The organism is Frigoribacterium sp. ACAM 257, assembly GCF_007954365.1.
GTDB lineage: Bacteria > Actinomycetota > Actinomycetes > Actinomycetales > Microbacteriaceae > Frigoribacterium.
Genome location: NZ_VOLO01000006.1, coordinates 48507 through 67628, shown reverse-complemented (window position 1 = coordinate 67628; position 19122 = coordinate 48507). Strand labels below are relative to the sequence as shown.

Annotated in this window: 18 protein-coding genes and 1 pseudogene; 9 read left to right on the top strand and 10 right to left on the bottom strand. The window is 65.5% G+C overall.

All coding sequences use genetic code 11. The features are described 5' to 3' along the window. Nucleotides 1-229 precede the first annotated feature (229 nt). A complete protein-coding gene (locus ES689_RS14250) occupies nucleotides 230-2455 on the bottom strand; it encodes an alpha-galactosidase (protein ID WP_146906029.1) in 2226 nt (741 codons plus the stop codon). 98 nt (nucleotides 2456-2553) lie between these two features. Here ES689_RS14250 and ES689_RS14245 point away from each other — a divergent pair, with 98 nt between their 5' ends. The 4 genes from ES689_RS14245 to ES689_RS14230 all read left to right on the top strand — a co-directional run bounded on the left by ES689_RS14245 (nucleotide 2554) and on the right by ES689_RS14230 (nucleotide 6161). Continuing rightward, nucleotides 2554-3711, top strand: coding sequence for an ROK family transcriptional regulator (locus ES689_RS14245; RefSeq protein WP_146906027.1), 1158 nt, complete (start codon nucleotides 2554-2556; stop codon nucleotides 3709-3711). A gap of 154 nt (nucleotides 3712-3865) precedes the next feature. After that, nucleotides 3866-4438: a recombinase family protein gene (locus ES689_RS14240; RefSeq protein ID WP_146906025.1), complete on the top strand. Its 573-nt coding sequence runs from the start codon at nucleotides 3866-3868 to the stop codon at nucleotides 4436-4438. A 101-nt stretch (nucleotides 4439-4539) separates the two neighbouring features. Beyond that, on the top strand, nucleotides 4540-5697 hold the full coding sequence (locus tag ES689_RS14235) for a hypothetical protein (RefSeq protein ID WP_146906023.1): 1158 nt from the start codon (nucleotides 4540-4542) through the stop codon (nucleotides 5695-5697). Beyond that, nucleotides 5694-6161: a hypothetical protein gene (locus ES689_RS14230; protein ID WP_146906021.1), complete on the top strand. Its 468-nt coding sequence runs from the start codon at nucleotides 5694-5696 to the stop codon at nucleotides 6159-6161. Before ES689_RS14235 ends, ES689_RS14230 begins: the two co-directional genes overlap by 4 nt. A gap of 25 nt (nucleotides 6162-6186) precedes the next feature. Here ES689_RS14230 and ES689_RS14225 read toward each other — a convergent pair whose 3' ends face one another. The 3 genes from ES689_RS14225 to ES689_RS14215 all read right to left on the bottom strand — a co-directional run bounded on the left by ES689_RS14225 (nucleotide 6187) and on the right by ES689_RS14215 (nucleotide 7547). Further along, nucleotides 6187-6423, bottom strand: coding sequence for a hypothetical protein (locus ES689_RS14225; RefSeq protein ID WP_146906019.1), 237 nt, complete (start codon nucleotides 6421-6423; stop codon nucleotides 6187-6189). Between the two features lie 293 nt (nucleotides 6424-6716). Then, on the bottom strand, nucleotides 6717-6929 hold the full coding sequence (locus tag ES689_RS14220) for a hypothetical protein (protein ID WP_146906017.1): 213 nt from the start codon (nucleotides 6927-6929) through the stop codon (nucleotides 6717-6719). A 90-nt stretch (nucleotides 6930-7019) separates the two neighbouring features. Continuing rightward, nucleotides 7020-7547 carry a hypothetical protein gene (locus ES689_RS14215; RefSeq protein ID WP_146906015.1) on the bottom strand — a complete coding sequence of 176 codons (528 nt, stop codon included), beginning with the start codon at nucleotides 7545-7547 and terminating at the stop codon, nucleotides 7020-7022. A 674-nt stretch (nucleotides 7548-8221) separates the two neighbouring features. Between ES689_RS14215 and ES689_RS14210 the strand changes: the two genes are divergently transcribed. Both ES689_RS14210 and ES689_RS14205 read left to right on the top strand, forming a co-directional pair. After that, a complete protein-coding gene (locus tag ES689_RS14210) occupies nucleotides 8222-9220 on the top strand; it encodes a hypothetical protein (protein ID WP_191330505.1) in 999 nt (332 codons plus the stop codon). Nucleotides 9221-9351: 131 nt separating this feature from the next. Then, nucleotides 9352-10471, top strand: a pseudogene (locus ES689_RS14205) (IS30 family transposase). Between the two features lie 44 nt (nucleotides 10472-10515). Here the strand turns inward: ES689_RS14205 and ES689_RS14200 are convergent. Further along, nucleotides 10516-11094, bottom strand: a complete 579-nt coding sequence (locus ES689_RS14200; RefSeq protein WP_146906011.1) for a hypothetical protein — start codon at nucleotides 11092-11094, stop codon at nucleotides 10516-10518. Nucleotides 11095-11419: 325 nt separating this feature from the next. On the opposite strand from ES689_RS14200, the gene ES689_RS14195 reads away from it, so the two are divergent. Together ES689_RS14195 and ES689_RS14190 are read left to right on the top strand one after the other, a co-directional pair. Further along, nucleotides 11420-12100 carry a hypothetical protein gene (locus ES689_RS14195; RefSeq protein ID WP_146906009.1) on the top strand — a complete coding sequence of 227 codons (681 nt, stop codon included), beginning with the start codon at nucleotides 11420-11422 and terminating at the stop codon, nucleotides 12098-12100. Between the two features lie 178 nt (nucleotides 12101-12278). Then, nucleotides 12279-12953, top strand: a complete 675-nt coding sequence (locus ES689_RS14190) for a hypothetical protein (RefSeq protein ID WP_146906007.1) — start codon at nucleotides 12279-12281, stop codon at nucleotides 12951-12953. 82 nt (nucleotides 12954-13035) lie between these two features. On the opposite strand, the gene ES689_RS14185 is transcribed toward ES689_RS14190, so the two are convergent. The 4 genes from ES689_RS14185 to ES689_RS14170 form a co-directional block, all read right to left on the bottom strand. Continuing rightward, a complete protein-coding gene (locus ES689_RS14185; protein ID WP_146906005.1) occupies nucleotides 13036-13632 on the bottom strand; it encodes a hypothetical protein in 597 nt (198 codons plus the stop codon). Nucleotides 13633-13957: 325 nt separating this feature from the next. Further along, entirely contained in the window at nucleotides 13958-14284 is a 327-nt protein-coding gene (locus ES689_RS14180) for a hypothetical protein (protein WP_146906003.1), read from the bottom strand. Between the two features lie 119 nt (nucleotides 14285-14403). Continuing rightward, on the bottom strand, nucleotides 14404-14796 hold the full coding sequence (locus tag ES689_RS14175) for a hypothetical protein (protein ID WP_146906001.1): 393 nt from the start codon (nucleotides 14794-14796) through the stop codon (nucleotides 14404-14406). A 58-nt stretch (nucleotides 14797-14854) separates the two neighbouring features. Next, nucleotides 14855-15808, bottom strand: a complete 954-nt coding sequence (locus tag ES689_RS14170; protein WP_191330503.1) for an FRG domain-containing protein — start codon at nucleotides 15806-15808, stop codon at nucleotides 14855-14857. A gap of 1071 nt (nucleotides 15809-16879) precedes the next feature. Here ES689_RS14170 and ES689_RS14165 point away from each other — a divergent pair. After that, nucleotides 16880-18781 carry an ABC transporter ATP-binding protein gene (locus ES689_RS14165; RefSeq protein WP_146905997.1) on the top strand — a complete coding sequence of 634 codons (1902 nt, stop codon included), beginning with the start codon at nucleotides 16880-16882 and terminating at the stop codon, nucleotides 18779-18781. Nucleotides 18782-18832: 51 nt separating this feature from the next. On the opposite strand, the gene ES689_RS14160 is transcribed toward ES689_RS14165, so the two are convergent. Further along, nucleotides 18833-19081: a DUF4287 domain-containing protein gene (locus ES689_RS14160; RefSeq protein ID WP_146905995.1), complete on the bottom strand. Its 249-nt coding sequence runs from the start codon at nucleotides 19079-19081 to the stop codon at nucleotides 18833-18835. Between the last annotated feature and the right edge of the window lie 41 nt (nucleotides 19082-19122).

The window sequence follows — 19122 nt, the reverse complement described above, 5'->3', positions numbered from 1 at the left end:
GCGTGGGTCGTGCTGGTGCTGGTGCTGGTGCTGGTGCTGGTGCTGGTGCTGGGTCGGGCGGGGCGCCTCCTCGGAATTCAGGAGGCGCGGGTCGGGGAGTCCTGAGTGGTGCACGGATCAGGACGATCGGTCTCCCCCTCGCGGGGATCAGGCTTGATGTTCCTGAATGAGGAGAGGGAGCGGCGGACTCGGGGCGGGCGAGAGACGGGGTGGGGGAAGAGACGCGGGGCTAGAGGGCGGTGGCCGAGAGGAGGACGAGCTGCTCGGGGAAGAGGACCGGGGCCTGCACGCCGCCGAGGCGGAGCGCGCGACCGGTGAGGACGACCCCGTCGAGGGCCCAGGCGAGCGGCGACTGGCCGGGGCCTCCGACGGTGGCGGTCGGGGCCGCGAGGGCGACGCGGTACTCGCGGTCGTCGTCGAGGCCGGGCAGCGTGACGGGGCCGGCCGGGTAGCTGGCGCTCGTCGCGACCTGGGTGAACGTATAGAGCGCACGGCTGTGGTCGGCGGCGACGACTCCGCGCAGGTCCATGCCGGGGTCGGGCAGGTCGGCGTGGACGACGGCCCCCGTGTGGAGGAGCGACCGGTTCGCCTTGTGCACCGCGATCCAGGCGGCGAGCTCGTCGAGGGTGGCGTCGTCGACGTCGGGCGAGCTGATGTCCCACTCGACGCCGAAGTGGCCGGGCAGGGCGACCCCCGCACGGAACGACAGGTCGTGGCGCCGTCCCGTCGAGTGCGAGCGGGGCCCGCTGACGTGCGCGCCCATCAGCTCGTAGGGCACGAGCAGGCCGGTGTGCTTCTGGTTGACGAGGCGCTCCATCGGGTCGATGCAGTCGCTCGTCCAGATGCGGTCGGTGTGGTCGAGGATCCCCAGGTCGACCCTGGCCCCGCCGGAGGCGCAGCTCTCGATCTCGACGCCGGGGTGACGGCTGCGCAGCTCGTCGAGCAGGCGGTAGAGCGCGACGACGTTCTCGTGGACCGCCGGTCGTGCCGGGGCGCCGGCGCCCGCCTCCAGCAGGTCGCGGTTGTGGTCCCACTTCAGGTAGGCGATGTCGTGGTCGCTGAGCAGCGCGTCGAGCTTGCCGAGGATGTACTCGAACGCGTCGGGGTTCGAGAGGTCGAGCACCTGCTGCTGGCGGGCGATCGCCGGCAGGCGTCCCTCGCCGGGGCCGAGGATCCACTCGGGGTGCGCCCGGGCGAGCTCGCTGTCGGGGCTGACCATCTCGGGCTCGACCCAGATGCCGAACTGCATGCCGAGGTCGGTGACGTGGTCGATGATCGGCGCGAGTCCGTCGGGCCAGACCGTCTCGTCGACCCACCAGTCGCCGAGGGCGGTGGTGTCGTCGCGGCGGCCGTGGAACCAGCCGTCGTCGAGCACGAAGCGCTCGATGCCGACGCGCGCACCGGCGTCGGCGAGGGCGCTGAGGCGGCCGAGGTCGTGGTCGAAGTAGACGGCCTCCCACGTGTTGAGGGTCACGGGACGCGGGGTCGCCGGGTGGTTGGGGCGGGCACGAAGGAGGCGGTGGAACCGTGCCGAGAGCTCGGTGAGCCCGTCTCCCCACGAGCCGAGCGCCTCCGGCGTCTCGTAGCTCTCGCCCGGTCCGAGCCGGATCTCGCCCGGGGCCAGCAACTCGGCGACGCGGGTGTGGGTGGCGCCGGTGACGATGCGCTCGACGCTGACGCGGTGGTTGCCGCTCCAGGCGAGGTGCGCGGCGTGGACGAGGCCGCGCTCGAAGCCGAAGCCGGGCGTGCCGGTGGCGATGAAGAGGGTGGCGTCGGCTCCGGGACGGCCGCGGCGGCTCTCGCGGTCGTAGCGGCCGACGGTGAGGTCGTGCCGCTGAGGCGTGCGCTCGCGGAGGTGGCGACCGGTGGTGTCGAGCACCTCGCCGGCGGTGTGCGGCAGGGGGAAGCTCGCCGCGAGCTCGCCGAGCTCGTAGGTGGCGGCGGTGTCGAGTGCGGCGGCGGCGGTGGCGTCGAGCTCGCGGGCGTCGTCGCCGGTCGAGCCGGCCGCGGTGTTGGTGAGGCGGAGGCGCTGGTGCAGCAGGCCGTGGGGGTCGAGACGCAGGGTGATGCTGATTCGGAGCTCGGCGGCGGGGTCGTCAGCCGTGATGGTGAGGGTGGAGCCGTGTTCGTTCTCGGCAACGTCGAGGTCGGTGGCGGTGAAGGCGGGAGAGAAGGAGGCGCCGGCACGGCTGCCGAGGAGGCCGGGGGTGCCCTGCCAGCCGTCGGACTCGAGGGGGAGGAGCGTGAGGCGGGCCGGCTCGTCGATGGCGCCCGAGGTGCGCTGGGCGCGGGAGGCGAGGACGACCCCGGCGAGGGCGGCGGCGCTGAGCTCGCCGAGGTCGGGGCCCCAGTGGACGATGCTGGGGAGGCCGGGGCCGGAGGTGTCGAGGACGACGCTCGTGCCTCCCTGGCGGAGGTGGAGCTCGGTCGTGCGGACTTCGGTGCGACGCTGCATGGGTTAGTTCTACGACGGAAGTAATAGGGCTGTCAAGTGCGTTCCCTGATCCGGTTCGCGCCTCCTTTTCGTTCGGCTCGGAAGATATGCTCGGTCGCATGACGACGACGACGACGACGGAGCCGGTGCTGGGCGAGTCCGGGCGTGAGCTGGTGCGCGAGGTGCTGATCCACGGGCCGATCGCGCGGGCTGAGCTCGGGCGCCGGCTGGGCCTGTCGCCGGCGAGCCTCACGCGGCTGAGCAAGCCGTTCCTCGACCGCGGCCTCTTCGTCGAGGGAGCCGTCGAGCTCGCCGGAGCCGTCGGCCGCCCCGCCAAGCCGCTCGACGTGCGGGTCGACCTGCAGCGCTTCGTCGGCATCAAGCTGACCGGTGACCAGGCGCTCGGCGTGCTGACCGATCTGCGGGCCAAGACGCTTGGCGAGCGCGTCGCTGATCTCGCCGGGCACTCTCCCGAGGAGGTGGTGGAGGCGCTGGCCGCGGTGGTGGAGGCGCTCGCCGGCTCGGGTGGTGCCGAGCTCGGGGGTGTCGGGGTGAGCATCGGCGGCAAGGTGACCGGGCAGCAGGTGGTGCTGCGCGCGCCTTTCCTCGAGTGGCGTGAGGTGGATCTCGGCGGGATGCTGGCGCGGCGGCTCGGGCTGCCGGTCGTCGTCGAGAACGACGTGGTCGCGTTGACGGAGGCGGAGCGGTGGTTTGGTCTCGGGCGCGGGATCGACGACTTCGCGGTCGTGACGACGGGGGCCGGTGTCGGCTACGGGCTGGTGATCCACGGGAGGCAGGTGATCACGCCCGACACGGGTCTCGGGCTCGGAGGGCACTTCCCCCTCGACCCCACCGGCCCGATCTGTGCCGACGGGCACCGGGGCTGCTCGACGGCGATGCTGTCGACGACCAGCATGTGCGCCTCGGCGGCCGTCGGTCTCGGTCGGTTGGTCAGCTACGAGGAGCTGCTGGCGCTCGCCGCCTCGGGCAACGCGGTCGCGGTGCAGGTCGTCGGCACGGCCGGCCGGTCGCTCGGGCGCATGATCGCGGCGGTCGCGAACCTGACGATGGTCGGGACCGTGGTGCTCTCGGGCGAGGGCATCGGCCTGGTCGACGTCCCGGTCGCAGAGTCAGAGATGCGTGCCGGCATCGCTGCGGACCGTGACCCCGACGCGTCGGAGGTGCGGGTCCTCACCGGGGACGCCGACTTCGGCGCGTGGGCGCGTGGTGCAGCGGCGGTCGCTGTACAGGCTCGGATCGGCGCCCTGGGGGTATGAGATGACGCGCGTCGCGGTACGCGGTCGTTCATCGGGACACCTTCTCGGGCTCTTTCAGATCGGCTGAGGTCAAGTAGCGCCTGGCCTGCGGATTCGCGTATGCCTGTCCCGTAAAAATGCCCGGTGACGGGGGTTTGAACGCTACAGTCATCGGATGCTCATCGGATACGCCCGCGTCTCGACATCTGGGCAAGATCTCGCAGCACAACGTGACGGTCTCGCAGCGCTCGGTGTTGACGATCAACACGTCCATGTTGACCACGGGCTCTCGGGCACGACTCGAGCCCGGCCGGGCCTCCGGGAGGCGCTGGCTGCGTGCCGTGCCGGCGACGTCCTCGTCGTCACGAAGCTCGATCGTCTTGCCCGATCTTTGCGGGACGCAACTGACATCGCGGATGAGCTGACGAAGAAGGGCGTTGCGCTCAACCTTGGGGGAGCGGTCTACGACCCCACCGACCCCGTCGGCCGGCTCCTGTTCAACGTCCTCGGCATGGTGGCCGAGTTCGAGGCCGACCTCATCCGTGCCCGCACCCGTGAGGGCATGGCGATCGCCAAGGCCGCCGGGAAACTCCGCGGCCGAAAGCCCAAGCTCACCGCCTCGCAGGAGAAGCACCTCATGCAGCTGCACCGCACCGGAGCCCACACCACGAGCGAGATCGCCGAACTTTTCGGCGTCGCGCGGTCCACGGTCTATCGAACAGTCCAGCGCTCAGTTGCCCAGGAATAGCGGAGCTACGACCCAGAGCTGCCTAAACGTCATTGGGTGTGCGGAGCCCCGGCTTAAAAGGGGGGCGTGGCTACAAGATGAAGCGGAATAGCATGTCAGCTATGGGGGACGACGGCGCATCTGAGTTGAAGCGTGTGCGCTTACGAGGGGCTCGCTTCGAAGGCGGCAGGCTCCCCATTGCATCTCTTGTGGAACTGCAGAAGTACCAGGAGATTATTCAGATAGCGGCTGCAGCTGAGTGGCGCCAGGAGCACCCCGACGAGGACTTGCCTGCCGACTTCGCGGAGAGTCTCGCGCTGACTATTGAGCGCATCGAGGAGGGAAGCGCAGACGTCTTCCTTGCTTACGAGCAGCAGCAGGCCTATGTGGCATACCAGGACGAGGCCCAAGAGGCAGCCGACTCATTCCTTGTTGCCGCTTACTCGGGTTCACCGCTACCGAGCTTGTCAGCCCTAGATCGTGATGGCGATGAAATCTTCAGGAATGCCTTGTCGCTCCTCGGATCCAGTCTTGAAGCGGAACAAAGCATTGAGTTCTATCCGGGTAAGCCCGATTCGACGCCGGTGGTCATCACGCAGGAGACGCGAGGCCAGGCAATCGAGCGCCTTTCACGGATCGAAGATTTCCTCATAGCCGACGAAGAGCCTGGTGAGTCGTCAGGGCTCCACAAAGCTCAAGAAAGTGTCGTGGGGCACGTCACGGCGATCGACGCCGCCAGGAAGCGATTCGATCTCGTTCTTGACGATGGCTCGCGCCTTCACGGCTTCTACAAGTCGGACCTACTGCTCGAGGATTTCCGTGCCGTCGTCCACGAGGCCGCAAAGGGGCCGCTGACTCGCATTCAAGGTGACCTACAGACACGGAACGGTGAGCTGTGGCGCTTCTGGCCAGCTACGTCCATCGAGCGTGTGCAGTTCGATGAGGCCCCTTGGGGTCAGCGACTCGCTGAGTTCGCAGGCCTGCGTCCTGGTTGGGACGGGAGTGACGCAGCGCAAATCTCTTCGGTCGCCCTTGATGGGGCTCAGGCGCTCCTGCGTCAGGTCGAGAGCGCAGGTATAGCCAGACCCGGGGTCTTTCCTACCGAAGACGGAGGAATCCTCGTGGAATGGGTATCAGCGGACGGTGTCCTGAGCGTCGAAGTGGACGCAGAAGGTGCATTTGAGATGTTCACGCTGCGGTCCGGGGAGCAAGGCGGCAAGCACGCGGCCGCGACAAGTGCCATCGACGCGTTCCGTTTTGTCGAGGGGGCACAGTCGTGACTGACATAGCTGTGGAGCTGCGGGAAGGTGAGCAGCTCATGAGTGATGCGGAGGAAATTGCCTACCGGCAAATCACGCCGCGGATGTTTATCGACAACGGGCAGATCGCGAGCACCGCCTTCGGCCCGAACTCGTCGGACAACAACATGCCATCTTACTCGCGATCCACGCTTGTGAGTCCCCAGGAGGCTCGAGACTGGCATAACGAGTACGCAACGAGCGCGTCGCAGGGCGTGTGGGGTGTGACGGTGGGGGAAGTCATCGCTTCGCATAGCTATGTCGTGGACGACTCAGCATCCCCGCAAGAGCAAGGTGAAATACGAGCCCCGGGACACTGCTTCGTCGATTTTCGAGGGCTGACTCGCGCCCAGCGAAAAGAACTTCGAGCACAACTCCTCTTGCATGCGCTCGAGCGCGGGGAGATTCCGACGGAGCCGCCTGTCACCGAGGGGCAACTCTTCTAAAGCCCCGCAGGCACCGGCGCTCGGCTTAGAACTCTTCTAGCTTGGTAGCGAGTTCTCGGAGAGCCTTCACGACGGTGGCTCGCTCAATTTCACCGGAGAATTCCCACACAAGAGGCTCGGCCAGGAAGCCGTCGGCTGGTTCGATCTTCAGCTCGTAGGTCGCGTGGTCGCCTGAGCGATTGTTCTTTGGTGCTTCAGTCGAGGCTGTGACGACGACCGAGAAGCCGCTTTCGTTTACCGTCGCGGAGTGAGAATAAGTCATGAGCTGAACTTAGCTGTTGACCGTCTAACGGTGCCCACTCGTAAGGTCCCGATCGTGAGAGCCCGAGGGTCAGGTGAAGCAGTGGCGACGATTCTGCGCCGGCTGATTCCGGAGCACCCGTTTGCGGTGCCGCCGGCAGTCGTAATGGTCTGCGACTAAAGACGATCGATTCTGGGTGGGCCCGCCCGACGGTCGGATCTGCCGGCCAGAAACCGCGACCGCTTTTAAACTGGGTTTCGAATCGGTCCGGGTTTTTGGGAAGCCCGCGGACCGGGTGCCCGTTAGACGATCGGTTACTGCGCGTGGTCCGGGGACTCGAGCGCGCGCTCCAAGAAGAAGCGAACTTCGCCTGATTCGAGCTCGACCGAGAATACTCGGATGTTCTTGCGCGTCTGGTCCCGGTACAGGGCCCAGCCTGGCTTCCAAGAGCGAGCGATCACCGTGCCGTCTTCGGAGGTCGCGATGATGCGGACTCGATCGCCGAGCTTGAGGTGGGAAGCGTTCACGAGCTGATCATGCCGCATGCGGCAGCGCCCGGTAGGGGTCGCCTACCGAAATGGTCAAGGGCGTTTCCGGACCCAGCGTGCCGAAGAGGATCAGGGGAGGGGCAGCTCAGCCGACATCTGCTGTCGAGTGTCTGCCTCGATCCAGCTCACCGCGATCGTGCCAAGGGACAGCGACAGTCGCGGTGAGGTGTGAAACACGCCGGCCTGGCCAGCGTCGAGGTTGCCAAGGCTACCTCCGATGAGGAGGGCTGCATGCTGAGACGGAATGGCGCTGATCTGCACGTCCTCAGCGCCAACGTTTCCGGCATTTCGCAGCCGGTATGAGTGCGCCCCTGCACGTTCCTCGATTGCCCACTCCACCTTCGCGTTCAGGGCATCCTCGAATACGCGAACGAGGTCGACGTCCGGCTCAGAAGCGAGCGCAGCCATCTTTTCGACGGCCCCCGCAATGCGCTCCCCAGAATCTGCGCTGCGCGAAAGGGCTGCTGCTGCGTCAGCTCGAGCGTCCTTGGCCACACTCTCTGACTTGTCCGCCTTCTTGCGCGCCCCGAGAGCGAAGAAGAAGCCGACCACGCCTCCTGCCAGTCCGAGGGCCGACAAGATGTCTGAAAGTGCCATGCCACGATCCTTACAGCTCGCACCCTCCGGCAGTCGATCAGCGTGCGGGCAGCCTGGGGGCTGTCTCGCAACCAGCTCTGAAGAAGCCCGTCAGGGCATCCAGATAAGAGACAAGGCTGCGACACGCGCCAGCCCCCGAGATTGTCGTAGGGGAGTGGTTGGGCGGTAAGACGTCTCGTATCCCTAGGGTTGTAAGTCGTCGACGAGAGGCCTGCGAGGGGCAGTCACGAGCCCCACTCGAGCGCCTGGAACTCCAACCCTTATGGCGCCCGAGCAACCCCACGCGGGTGTCCGATCTACTGGGGCGCCAAGAGCTGCACCCATGTCAGCACTGCTGCAACAGCGCTCGAGCTAGATGTCACCGCAAGGATGGCGATGAGTCTTGCAGTAGCGCCCCACCCGTCTCGAACAGCGTCAGAGATGGTTGACCACATGCCCACCCGACGGTTCTTCGTGTGTCTCTTGGTTCCCATGGCCTTCCACCTCCTTTCGCTTCCAAGGCCCTCTGAGTGGCCGGTTTTTCAAGTAGGTCACAGATCGCCTGGAGCATCCACTATGATGGGATGACGCCTCAACCGGCCAGAGCGTCCACATCTCCAAGTGAACTCCGTGAAGAGAATACTGGCTGGATAAAACGTTCAGAATGATAAGTTGCAAGTGGGAGGACTGCTCGAGTGGTGACAATCGATTTCAGCCGGACGCCCACGCCGAAAGAACGGCTGAGCCTTGAGGCGAGAAGGCATCGACTCGATCAGCCCGACTATGTGCAGCAAGTGCAGCAGGTCTACGAAGTCATGCCCGGCAAGCTCACCCCTTCTGCGCTCGTCATCCGCTCGGCGTTCTCCTACCGGGCGAAGGGCGCGAACATTGACGCATCCGACCGCAAAGCTCCGCCCCGAGAAGAGCGACCACCGGCGACACGCCTACGTACCAGCCGTGGTGCAGCCTTGCGGTTCGGCATCACACTCATCGCCCTTGCGCAGAAGAACAGGAAGCCAGGCGCCAAAGCGCGCCTTAGTCGACTCGACATCGACATCGCCGGCAGCGCGAGCGAGCTTGGCTGGGCAGACCTCCTTGCCTCGGATGCGGTGAATAGCAACAGTGGTGGTGTCTTCATCACGGCGCGGAACAAGCGGGCGCGCAGTGTGCGATCGGCGCTTGAGGCTCTTCGTGATGCTGGTCTCGTGGACATCCCAGGCAAGCCGGGGGATCGCAACCGATTCGAGGACTTTGTCCTGCTTAACGAGGGGGGCGTCGGCGCGGTGGGAGAAGCAGAGGAGTACACAGTCCCGGGCAAAGCGGAGCGAACGTTCACGGTGCCGTCTGGGTTCGTGTCCAACGGTTGGCTGCACCTCCTCGAGGACTCGGAGATCGCACTCCTTCTCATGGTGGCTAGCGGTCGAGGGGGATGGGCACAAGGGGGCCTTCTCGCTATGCCTGCCGAAACCCGCCTGCGGCACTACGGCATGCATCGAGATGGCTACTCTTCCGCCCGTAAGACTCTGGAGTGGTTTGGCCTTCTGCAGGTGGAGGAGGTGGGGCGACACAGTGATGGCCGAGCCGAGGAAGGCGATCTCCGACTCCACCGTCTCGGCCTCAAAGCAGATGGTTTTGACCGGCCCGCCGTCGATACTTTGCGTCAGGCGCTGGACAAGCAGCTCTCTCGCAGTTAGTCCGTCCGGCGAGCCATCCTTGGGTTCAGCTGGTCGTTGCAACACCACCGTGAATCGGAGTGCTGCAGATGGGATCGAGGCTGGAACAACGTGTCCGGGAGGCTTGGTTCTGGGAGCTACTCGGACAGGGCTTGAGCAGGCCGGCTGCTTGCGATGCTGTCGGCGTGCATCCGCGTCAGGGCTACCGATGGTTCAAAGCCGCTCGAGGGAAGAATCCGTTCGAGCGCGCCGCCCGGTCGGGCCGGTACTTGAGCGAGGAGGAACGGCTCAAGATCGCTGACCTCCACCTCGGCGGCGCAGGCGTCCGCCGGATCGCGGCCGAGCTCGGTCGGGCGCCCTCGACGATCAGTAGGGAGCTCACCCGGAACAGCTCACGCGGCGGCGATTACCGCCCCTACGCCGCCCAGAAGCGATCCCGGGAGCGGGCGCGGTGCCCGAAGCCCCGGAAGCTGGACCGGGTCGAGCTTGCCCTGCAGGTCGAGCTTCGGCTGGTGCGGAACTGGTCCCCGGAGCAGATCCGTGATGACCTGGTCAGGTCCTTCCCTGACCGGCCGGAGATCCACGTGTCCCACGAGACGATCTACCAAACCCTGTTCGTCCAGGGCCCCGGGCACCTGCGCGCTGACCTGCATAAACACCTCCGCACCGGCAGGGCGATCCGCCGGCACCGGGGCGAACCCAGGCGGGCGTCGTGGTCGAAGATCCGCGACATGGTCCTGATCAGCGAACGCCTTGCCGAGGTGGAAGACCGCGCCGTTCCCGGGCACTGGGAAGGAGACCTCATCGTCGGCACGAACGCCCGCAGCGCCATCGGAACGTTGGTTGAGCGGACCACCCGTTACGTGATGCTGCTGCACCTGCCCGACGGGCACAGCGCCGACGCCGTCCGCGACGCCATGATCCCCACGATCAAGACCCTGCCCGAACACCTGCGCCGGTCGTTGACCTGGGACCAGGGCACGGAGCTTGCCCGGCACAAAGACATCACCCTCGCCACTGACCTCGCTATCTACTTCTGCGACCCCCACAAGCCCTGGCAGCGCGGCTCGAACGAGAACACCAATGGGCTTCTCCGGCAGTACTTCCCGAAGTCCACCGACCTCACTGTTCACAGCCCGGAAAGACTCCTCGAAGTCGCCACGGAACTCAGGCGGCAGACCCCGCAAAACCCTCGGCTTCCGGACACCGGCAGAAGCGTTCCAGGAGCTACTCTCGGACCCGAAACAACCACCCGTTGCAACGACCCCCTGAAACCGCCATCGCCTATCGGACAGGTTGGGCTGACGCCTGAGGCCCTAGAGAACCGTAGGGTCCTCTTGGTCGATCTCTTGGTGGGGATCGATTCCGCCGGCGACGAGTACGGCGTCGAACCACTTGAGGGCCTTGGCGATTGGGGCGTCGAGCGGGTAGCCGGCGACACGCGCGTCATAGGCGCCCTCTGCCGCGAGGTCCCGCCTGCGCCCGTCTGCGGGAATGTCCGTGCGCTGCATCCACCTGTTGCTTGGGCTGATGTAGAAGGGCGGGCCGAAGCCGGTCGGTCCGAAGAAGTTGCGTTTTGCCCCTCCGTGGCCGGTAACGACAATGCGATGCGCGTGTTGGTGCCGAAGCCACCGGAGGCCGACGACTGTCTCGCCGTCCACTTCAGCTGCGCGCGCTGCGAGATAGCGCTGATCGTGTAGAGAGTGGAGCACATCGTCGAGCGCGACAGCCCACCACACAGCCTCGACCGCTGCTGCCCAGTGGTCGAACGCGACTGAGCCGGCATTCAGGGCGCGATACTGCGCGCCTGTCAGCCCACGCCGGCACCACAGCACGCCGCGAAGCGTTGTGGCATCGGGGGTCATCTGCCAGCCGTCATCCCAGGACGGTTCCACTTCCCACTCCGCGGGTCGGTGAAGGCGAGGCGTGTTACTGCTCATCCTTAAACGCGCGCGCCCAACCGTGCGCCCGCGCCTGGCTTTCCGCGGACAAGGTCTCCGGCTCGATCGACCCTGCGCTGAGCGACCTCCGGCATGATCCGGTCAAGCGTGACGCATGCTCCAGACGGTTCCATGGAGCGAGCTTGTCAGAAGGTCGTCAGCGCAGCTAAGAAGAGCGTTCGGTGCCCCATGGGCTAGCGAAACCCTTCGCCTCTAATTCCCGCAACAGTTGCGCCTCTAGCCATCATGTGTCACTGTTGCGAGAAAGGAAGGGATTTTGATGATCGTGACGTCCCTCAAGCGCAGCTACCCGAACCTGCTCGATGATGTCCGAAAGGGCAGCAACGCGATGTTGCCCGAGCTGCGGCTCGAAAGCATCACGCGCGGCAACTGGAAGAAGATGAACGCGGCGACGCTCGACGGCTACCTCGACTTCGTCGTCGGCACCTACGACAACATGATCGTCTCTGCATACAGAGTGGATCAGGTGGAACAGCTAGAAGACGGCACCATTAAGTTTGCCGGCCCGAGCCCGTTCGGCGAGCGGCCCCAGAATGACTGGCTGGGCCTGCCAAGTAGCAACGCCTCGCACGTGCCGGGGGAGTGGCTAGTCGGATGCCCCATGCCAGGAGGAGCTTGGCGTCAAGGAGAGTCTCGTGGAACACGGCGTTACTCAACTGAGGCATACCTCGCAGACCACCCGGAGCTGGCAGGCCGCGTCGACGAAGACTTCGGAGGCCGCATGGCGACGAACCTTCTCGAGCATCTTGCTACAGGTAGGGCGATCGCTATCGACGACTACCCCCAACTCGCTTCCGCGGGTACGGGCAGCCAGCTGGCCGCGGAGACCGGCGTCACCGTGGTTCGCCAGCCCGGCGGAACCATCATCATCACCATCCCGACCGGTACGCGCGCTCAACTGCTGATCGATCCGGACGGAGGTGCATCGTCATCAAGTTGACGCGAAGCGGTCCATCCCGAACCCAGAGAGGTTCGGGATTTGCAGGACAATGGTCGCTGGGCAAAAAGAATTGCCCCGGCGCGCCGACACGTTTCCGTGCCTCGTCCGGGGCTTACGTCGACGACCATAGCACTCAAACACACATGAGGCCATGTGCTGGCCTGCTGGCTGGAGACCCGTGAACCCCGTGGACCCTGCTTCTCTGTCTGCCCTTCCGGTTGTGATTGGTGCGGCTCGATTCGCGCCGTATCTGGCAGCGCGTAGCGGCGACGCAGCCGAAGCGCTCCGGCTGTACTCCTGGAACGTCGAGGCGTCCGCTGCGTTCCTCGGCGCATACGCAGCTCTGGAAGTGGGCATGCGAAACGCCATGCACGACACTCTCACGAGCGTCTTTAGCTCCGCCGATTGGTGGCACGCTGTGACACTCGCGGCGAAGGACAGCGCGCAGATCTCGGACACGGAGACTTACCTCGACGGTCGCAAGGGGGCTGGCTCCTGGGGTGCGGGGCACATGGTCGCAGAACTGAAAACGTCGTTCTGGGAGGGTCTTCTCACCAACAGGTACCACACGCTCCTTTGGGAGGCCGGCTTGAAGAACGCTTTCCCGAACTACACGGGTCTTCGGGATGACCTCCGGAAACAAATGCAACGCCTACGACTGCTGCGCAACCGTGCTGCGCACCACGAACCCATTTTTGAACGCGATCTGTTGGTTGACCACAAGTTCATGTGTGAACTGGCCGGTTACGCTGAAACTGATTTGCAGACCTGGATAGCAAGCCATTCAAGGGTTCCGGGAGTTGCCGTCGCCAAGGCTCTCACCATCTCAGGCGCGCGCCTCACCCGGTTCTGAACGTCTCAGCGAGAGACCCCTGCGGTGCCGCACATGTCGCGGCTGAAGAAGTGCTCTTGAACTAGCTTGGGCGCCTCAGGTGCTATTGCCCAGACGGTGTTCCGTGAAGCGAGACGCTGTCGGAGTAGCGGAACCACTCCCAGTTGGCTGCCTGGAACAAGATGTCCACCGCGGCGGCCAGATCTTCAACGCTCTCCGGCCTCGTTCTTACGAATCGCTGTGGAACGTCCGAGGCGTCCGGAGGGGTGGTGTCAGCGAAGCCGATAACGCTGGTGATGGACCCATGGGCGAGCGAGCTGAGCAAACCCAAGGCCAAAGTGAACGTGAGGTCTGGTTGGCCGAGGTGTTCTTGCGCTTTCTTCAAGACTGTTTCAGACAAGTCGAAACGGACCCATTTCTGCACGACGCGTTCATCGCCGTATCCCGCGTCGGTGATTGCTTTCTGGGACCTCGTAATGAGCTGGTTAACCCGGTTCACAACCGCGGTGCGCTTCCCTCGTCCCTCGTCGGTCCGGGCGTACCTCACAGATTGCGTTTCTCGCCGGCGGGCTGACTCCAGATCATCGCGGGCTATGACGTAGGCGCGCACAAATCGGCTTCGGGGCGTGCGCCCCTCCAAAATCCACCAGGCCGCTCCTGCGCACTCAATGATCGTGCGCAGCAGGGCGTAGTCGGCCACGTTGTGCACGTGCCCCGCGTTCCACAAAAGCGATAGGGCCCGGGCAGCATCGTGCGCCGCAAGCAGCTTCCCCGATGCGATGTAGGCGGGGTCCAGCGTGTCCTGAATCTTTCCGAAGTCGTCTGCTCGAGGCGACCCCGACGTAGGAAGCCGAGAGGAGGAGGTATGGAAGTCCTCAACGGCCTGCAGCCACCGATCGGCACGCAGATGCAACGGATGCGGCTGATCCTTCCCATCCTCACTACTCATTTCCGCCCATGGCGGCTACCTAAGCCTTCCCGTCCGATGCTTGATTGTGATGAGGCCAGTGTCGCTTTCTGCAGTCTTACGGCGAGCAAAAGAGGGGATCGCCTCTCTCGCCAGGACGCCGCCGAAAAGCGGTCCACCCAATCCGCATCCAGAATCTTTCCGCCGGACCGTCAAGCGCAAAAGCCCCGAGCTGCGCATCGCCGTAGTGCTCGATCAAGGCTGATACGGCCTCCCGGCCTATGTCTTCAAGTCGCAAGTCTTGGTGGACGTTGATGCGTTCGATACTGACAATCTGCGTCGGTATGGGATGCCCGGTGAACAAGGACGGATCGATGACCGCAACGGGCATCACCTGGGCGCGAGCGACTTCCTCCAATCCACGGATAAAGATGAAGTGATCCATCGCTGCTCCCTGCGTTAGACGCCAGGTCGGCCCCCACCAGGTGGGATGGAATCCCTCAAGGGTCGTGTCGAAAGGGGACGCGTAGTCGCGGTCCTGGACGACCTGAAGCAGCCGCAACATCAGAGAACCTGCACGGGGACGGCGACGGCGACGTCTTCGCCCTCGACTGATCCGAACCCAGTCAGGGGTACGACCGTCGTGGTGTCTAGAGATGCGTCACGGAAGTGGACCACGACAGAGGTGTCACGATCGGTGATGTGGGAAGCGTCGTAGTTGGCCCCGGTGTTATTCGTCATGTCGTAGATGTGCGCGGTGGTCTTGTCGGGACCGAACTTCACCCCGAACCGCTTCACCGGGGTCCCGTCGTGTTCGACGGTTGCGAAGCCGTAGCTGAAGTAGTCCGGGGCAACATCGAGCTCGTACGCATCTCCCAGATCGAACGTCGCCGTGACGCTGTCGGCGCCGACGTGGACGAGGACGGTGAGGAGCTCGCGGGGCACCAGAGCGTTCATGGGCACACCCTAGAGCGCGCCACCGACGTGCCCAACGGGTTGCGGTGCCGGTTGGCGACTAGGAACCTCGGCGGTCAGGCCCCTCCGGAGATCCGCCGGTCGTTCGAAGCGACCTGATTCTTTCGCCATGCTCCACGTAGCCCTGGTAATCAGGGAACAGGACTTGAGCTGATCGGTTGTAGGTCCCTCCTAGGTAAGAGAGAAGGTTTGCTTTCAATCCGGCTTTGATGATGACGGCGACAAACGGCAAGGACGCGCGTTGTCCGCGTTTTGGTTTCAGTAGTCGTTGCTCCAAGACCTCGGGGTCCACACCGTCTTGCCAGTCGACCCGAAGAGACCGGAACGGCGAGTGCCGTCGTATTGCGACTTGTTCGCTGCCAAGATCAATCAGCGCCATGGGGAGAGTGTCTGGCACCGCACTGGTCACGAAGAAGCCTTCTTGAGCTCGAATCCTTGCATTCGGGGCTCCCGATCCAACGACATGCGGTCTGCCATCTTGCAGGGCTGCCTCGAGGCGAAAGCTCTCCGGCCGGCCGACCTGCCCGTAAGAACGGCTGCCATCAGGAACCGTGGAGAGACGCGGCCAGTCGGTAATATTCAGCGCGAGTAGCAGGCCGCTTTTTCCCTGAGGAGTGGAAGCTGGCTGGCACGCGAACCAGAGAGCGGTCATGGGGTTGCTGGTGACGTCGATGAGGCGTGTGGGTGTCCCAAAGTGTTGAAGATCCGCAAGTAGCTGAAGGTCATCAACGCGACCGGTCGGATGCGTGCCAAGGCCCCAGTCGCGTGCCTCTTGGATCACGTCAACTTCGGCGGATCGCAGCGCTTCCTCATCGATGCCACCGACATGGCGCTGAAGAGAAGAGACCAGTTCGTAGTCAGCGTCCGAGACGCCGCGCCACGCGAACCGTTGTCCCTTGCTGTAAACGCCGATGGCGCCGATCACCGCCATCACCGCACGTGCGTCTTTCGGCACAACGTAATGGTTCGTCGTCTTCCAAATATCACCGACCATTCGGTCAGAGTAACGTCGCCTCACGGCTGTCCCGGGTGACGGTGGTGGCGTGAGCATCGGCTTTCCGAAGCCATGCATGGTGCGCGCCGAATCGACCGCGGCGTGCCCCCTCGTGCGCGCTGAGTGTCGCGGTCGTACCTGCAGAACGTGTCCACTTCGAACTCCGAATTGTCCACTGTCGTCGACTCTCCGACCAGCAGTGCTGGTCAGCTTTGACGGCGGTCCGCTATGCCGTCTGGCCGCATGGGCGTCAGAGGGCCAGGTGAGGCGGCGGCGAACATCCTGCGCCGGCCGATCCCAACGCACCCGTTCGCAGTGCCGCCGACCCCTGGCACGTTCGGTGTCTTACGTCCTCTCGCGAGCGGAGCTCGGTGGGGGTGTCGATGGCCCGACCTATAAGGTCAACTAGGTCGACGTCTCAGACGAGGACTTCCAGACTGTTCTCTTGCAGTTCGATGCCCTGGGATTGATCCACCCTCGCAACGAAACCGATCCGTCAAGGACACTGCGAACTACTGGACCTTGACCCCGTACGGACACACCCGCCTAGTGCAACTTTGCGCCATCAGCGATGGGGAGGAGTCGCTCCAGCGGGATCCGGAAGACGCTTCGAGTGAGGCCAACTAGAAGTAAGGCGTTCAAGATCTGACATAATCAGGCTTGTGGGTCGTCTTGATCGCTTACGGTCGGTGTCCTGTCTAAGTGGGCCGATTCTCCATTAGGGCAGCCGGTAGTGAGCCCCAGGTGCGCGTCGTGCCCGTCGAGGTAGTCAATTCCACCGGCGGGAGCGAACCGATCATGTCGGACCTTGATTGCCGTCAGCAGTCGGGTGGCTTGGGCAACCGCCTCCTGATTCGCTGTGCGTGCGACCTGCCAAGGCAACGCGGATCGCGGTCGTGGCGGGCGCGCCCGTGGCCAGCTCCGTGGCCACGTCGCGCCCACCGCCCACACAACCGCCGCCACCCGAGTTGACTCGTGGTGCCCCCATCGCGCCGCCCCAGGGGGAGAACCGCGAACCCCGGGACGGCCCGCCGCAGACGTCGGGCCTGCACCCCACGGAAGGAACCACCCATGAGCATGGAAGGCGCGGCCTGGAGCTCGCTCTACAAGATCTCGTCCGCGAGGGACGGCAAGCACGGCATCTCCCGTGAGTCCGTCAAGCGGATCATGACGTTCGCCGTGCCGTACCGGACCAAGCTCGTCGTCTTCATCGCGCTCTCCGTCGTGGGAGCGTTCCTCGCCGTCGCGACACCGGTGCTGGCCGGCCGCGTAGTCGACGTCATCGTGGCGAAGGGCGAGGTCTCGATGATCGTCCGGCTCGCCGTCCTCATCGCCGTCGTTGCGGTAGCCGACGCCGGCGTCTCGCTGCTGACGCGCTGGTTCTCGGCCCGGATCGGCGAGGGCGTGATCCTCGACCTCCGCACCGCCGTCTTCAACCACGTCCAGAAGATGCCGATCGCGTTCTTCACCCGCACCCGCACCGGCGCCCTCGTCAGCCGCCTCAACAACGACGTCATCGGCGCCCAGCAGGCCTTCAGCGGCACCCTCTCCGGCGTCGTCACCAACGTCGTCGCACTGATCCTCACCCTCATCGTCATGCTCAGCACCTCCTGGCTGGTGACGGTGCTCGCCGTCATCATGCTGCCGATCTTCCTGATCCCCGCCCGCCGCATGGGCAGCCGCCTCGCCGCCCTCCGCCGCGAGGCCGCCGACCACAACTCCGCGATGAGCACCCAGATGACCGAGCGTTTCTCGGCACCGGGCGCCACCCTCGTCAAGCTCTTCGGCCGTCCCGACGAGGAGGCGGAGGAGTTCCGGGTGCGCGCCGCCCGTGTCCGAGACATCGGGGTCCGCAGCGCCCTGCTGCAGTTCGTCTTCGTCACCGCCCTGACGCTCGTCTCCGCCCTGGCCCTCGCCCTCGTCTACGGCCTCGGCGGCTTCCTCGCCCTCGCCGGCCAGCTCGACACCGGCGAGGTCGTCACCCTGGCGCTCCTCCTCACCCGCCTCTACGTCCCTCTCACCGGCCTCGCGAGCGCCCGCGTCGAGATCATGAGCGCCGTCGTCAGCTTCGAGCGTGTCTTCGAGGTGCTCGACCTGAAGCCGCTCATCCAGGAGAAGCCGGCCGCCTCCTCCGTCCCCGAGGGCCCGGTGAGCGTCGAGTTCGACGACGTCCGGTTCGCGTACCCGTCCGCGGACAAGGTGTCGCTCGCCTCCTTGGAGGAGGTCTCGACCCTCGACACCCGCGGCGGCGAGGAGGTGCTGCACGGCGTCTCGTTCCGCATCGAGCCGGGGCAGACCGTCGCCCTCGTGGGCACGTCGGGCGCGGGCAAGTCCACGATCGCCCAGCTGCTCTCGCGCCTGTACGACGTCGACAGCGGTGCCGTGCGCCTCGCCGGCGCCGACGTGCGCGACGTGACCTTCGCCTCCCTGCGCCACACCCTGGGCATGGTCACGCAGGACGGCCACCTGTTCCACGAGACCATCCTCAGCAACCTGCGCCTGGCCAGGCCGGAGGCGACCGAGGACGAGGTGTGGGACGCCGTCCGTCGTGCGCGGCTCGAGCCGCTGCTCCGCTCGCTGCCGGACCAGCTCGACACGATGGTGGGGGAGCGGGGCTACCGGCTCTCGGGAGGCGAGCGCCAGCGGATGACGATCGCGCGCCTCCTGCTGGCCCAGCCTCGCGTCGTCATCCTCGACGAGGCGACCGCGGCGCTCGACTCGACCTCGGAGGCGGCCGTGCAGGCAGCGCTGAGCGAGGCGCTCGAGGGGCGTACGGCGATGGTGATCGCCCACCGTCTCTCCACGATCCGCAGCGCCGACCTGATCCTCGTGGTCGAGGACGGCTCCGTCGTCGAGCGCGGCACGCACGACGAGCTGCTCGCCGCGGCCGGCCGCTACGAGGAGCTGCACCGCACCCAGTTCGCCGTGCAGAAGAACGTGGCCACAGACGAGGAGGCGGCGGCCCGGCCGTAGGACAGGCCCGGTTCGGCTCGCGTCGGTTCGGGCCGGCTCGGCTCGCACGCCTCAGGCGCGGGCGGCTCGCACGTAGGCGACGATCGCGTTCGCGTGGCCGTGGCCCATGCCGTGCTCGGACTTCAGCCAGGCGACGACCTGCATGTGCGTGTCGCCGTCGAGTCGCTCGCTGACGAGGTCGAGCCACTCCTGGACCGGACGCCCGTAGGTCTTCTCGATGCTCGGGAAGTACGACGCGGGCCCCTTCGGCTTCGCCCCGTCGGCGGGCGGCTCGGGGGCGAGGACGCGGTCTGCGGTCATGGCTCAGAGGGTAGCGGTCGGGGTGGGTGAGCGGGTTGTGC

What these genes read in the sequence shown, in the direction of transcription:
- ES689_RS14250 (WP_146906029.1), bottom strand. Translation starts at nt 2,455, where the DNA reads ATGCAGCGTCGCACCGAAGTCCGCACGACCGAGCTCCACCTCCGCCAG.
- ES689_RS14245 (WP_146906027.1), top strand. Translation starts at nt 2,554, where the DNA reads ATGACGACGACGACGACGACGGAGCCGGTGCTGGGCGAGTCCGGGCGT.
- ES689_RS14240 (WP_146906025.1), top strand. Translation starts at nt 3,866, where the DNA reads ATGCTCATCGGATACGCCCGCGTCTCGACATCTGGGCAAGATCTCGCA.
- ES689_RS14235 (WP_146906023.1), top strand. Translation starts at nt 4,540, where the DNA reads ATGGGGGACGACGGCGCATCTGAGTTGAAGCGTGTGCGCTTACGAGGG.
- ES689_RS14225 (WP_146906019.1), bottom strand. Translation starts at nt 6,423, where the DNA reads ATGACTTATTCTCACTCCGCGACGGTAAACGAAAGCGGCTTCTCGGTC.
- ES689_RS14215 (WP_146906015.1), bottom strand. Translation starts at nt 7,547, where the DNA reads ATGGCACTTTCAGACATCTTGTCGGCCCTCGGACTGGCAGGAGGCGTG.
- ES689_RS14195 (WP_146906009.1), top strand. Translation starts at nt 11,420, where the DNA reads ATGATCGTGACGTCCCTCAAGCGCAGCTACCCGAACCTGCTCGATGAT.
- ES689_RS14180 (WP_146906003.1), bottom strand. Translation starts at nt 14,284, where the DNA reads ATGGATCACTTCATCTTTATCCGTGGATTGGAGGAAGTCGCTCGCGCC.
- ES689_RS14175 (WP_146906001.1), bottom strand. Translation starts at nt 14,796, where the DNA reads ATGAACGCTCTGGTGCCCCGCGAGCTCCTCACCGTCCTCGTCCACGTC.
- ES689_RS14170 (WP_191330503.1), bottom strand. Translation starts at nt 15,808, where the DNA reads ATGGTCGGTGATATTTGGAAGACGACGAACCATTACGTTGTGCCGAAA.
- ES689_RS14165 (WP_146905997.1), top strand. Translation starts at nt 16,880, where the DNA reads ATGAGCATGGAAGGCGCGGCCTGGAGCTCGCTCTACAAGATCTCGTCC.
- ES689_RS14160 (WP_146905995.1), bottom strand. Translation starts at nt 19,081, where the DNA reads ATGACCGCAGACCGCGTCCTCGCCCCCGAGCCGCCCGCCGACGGGGCG.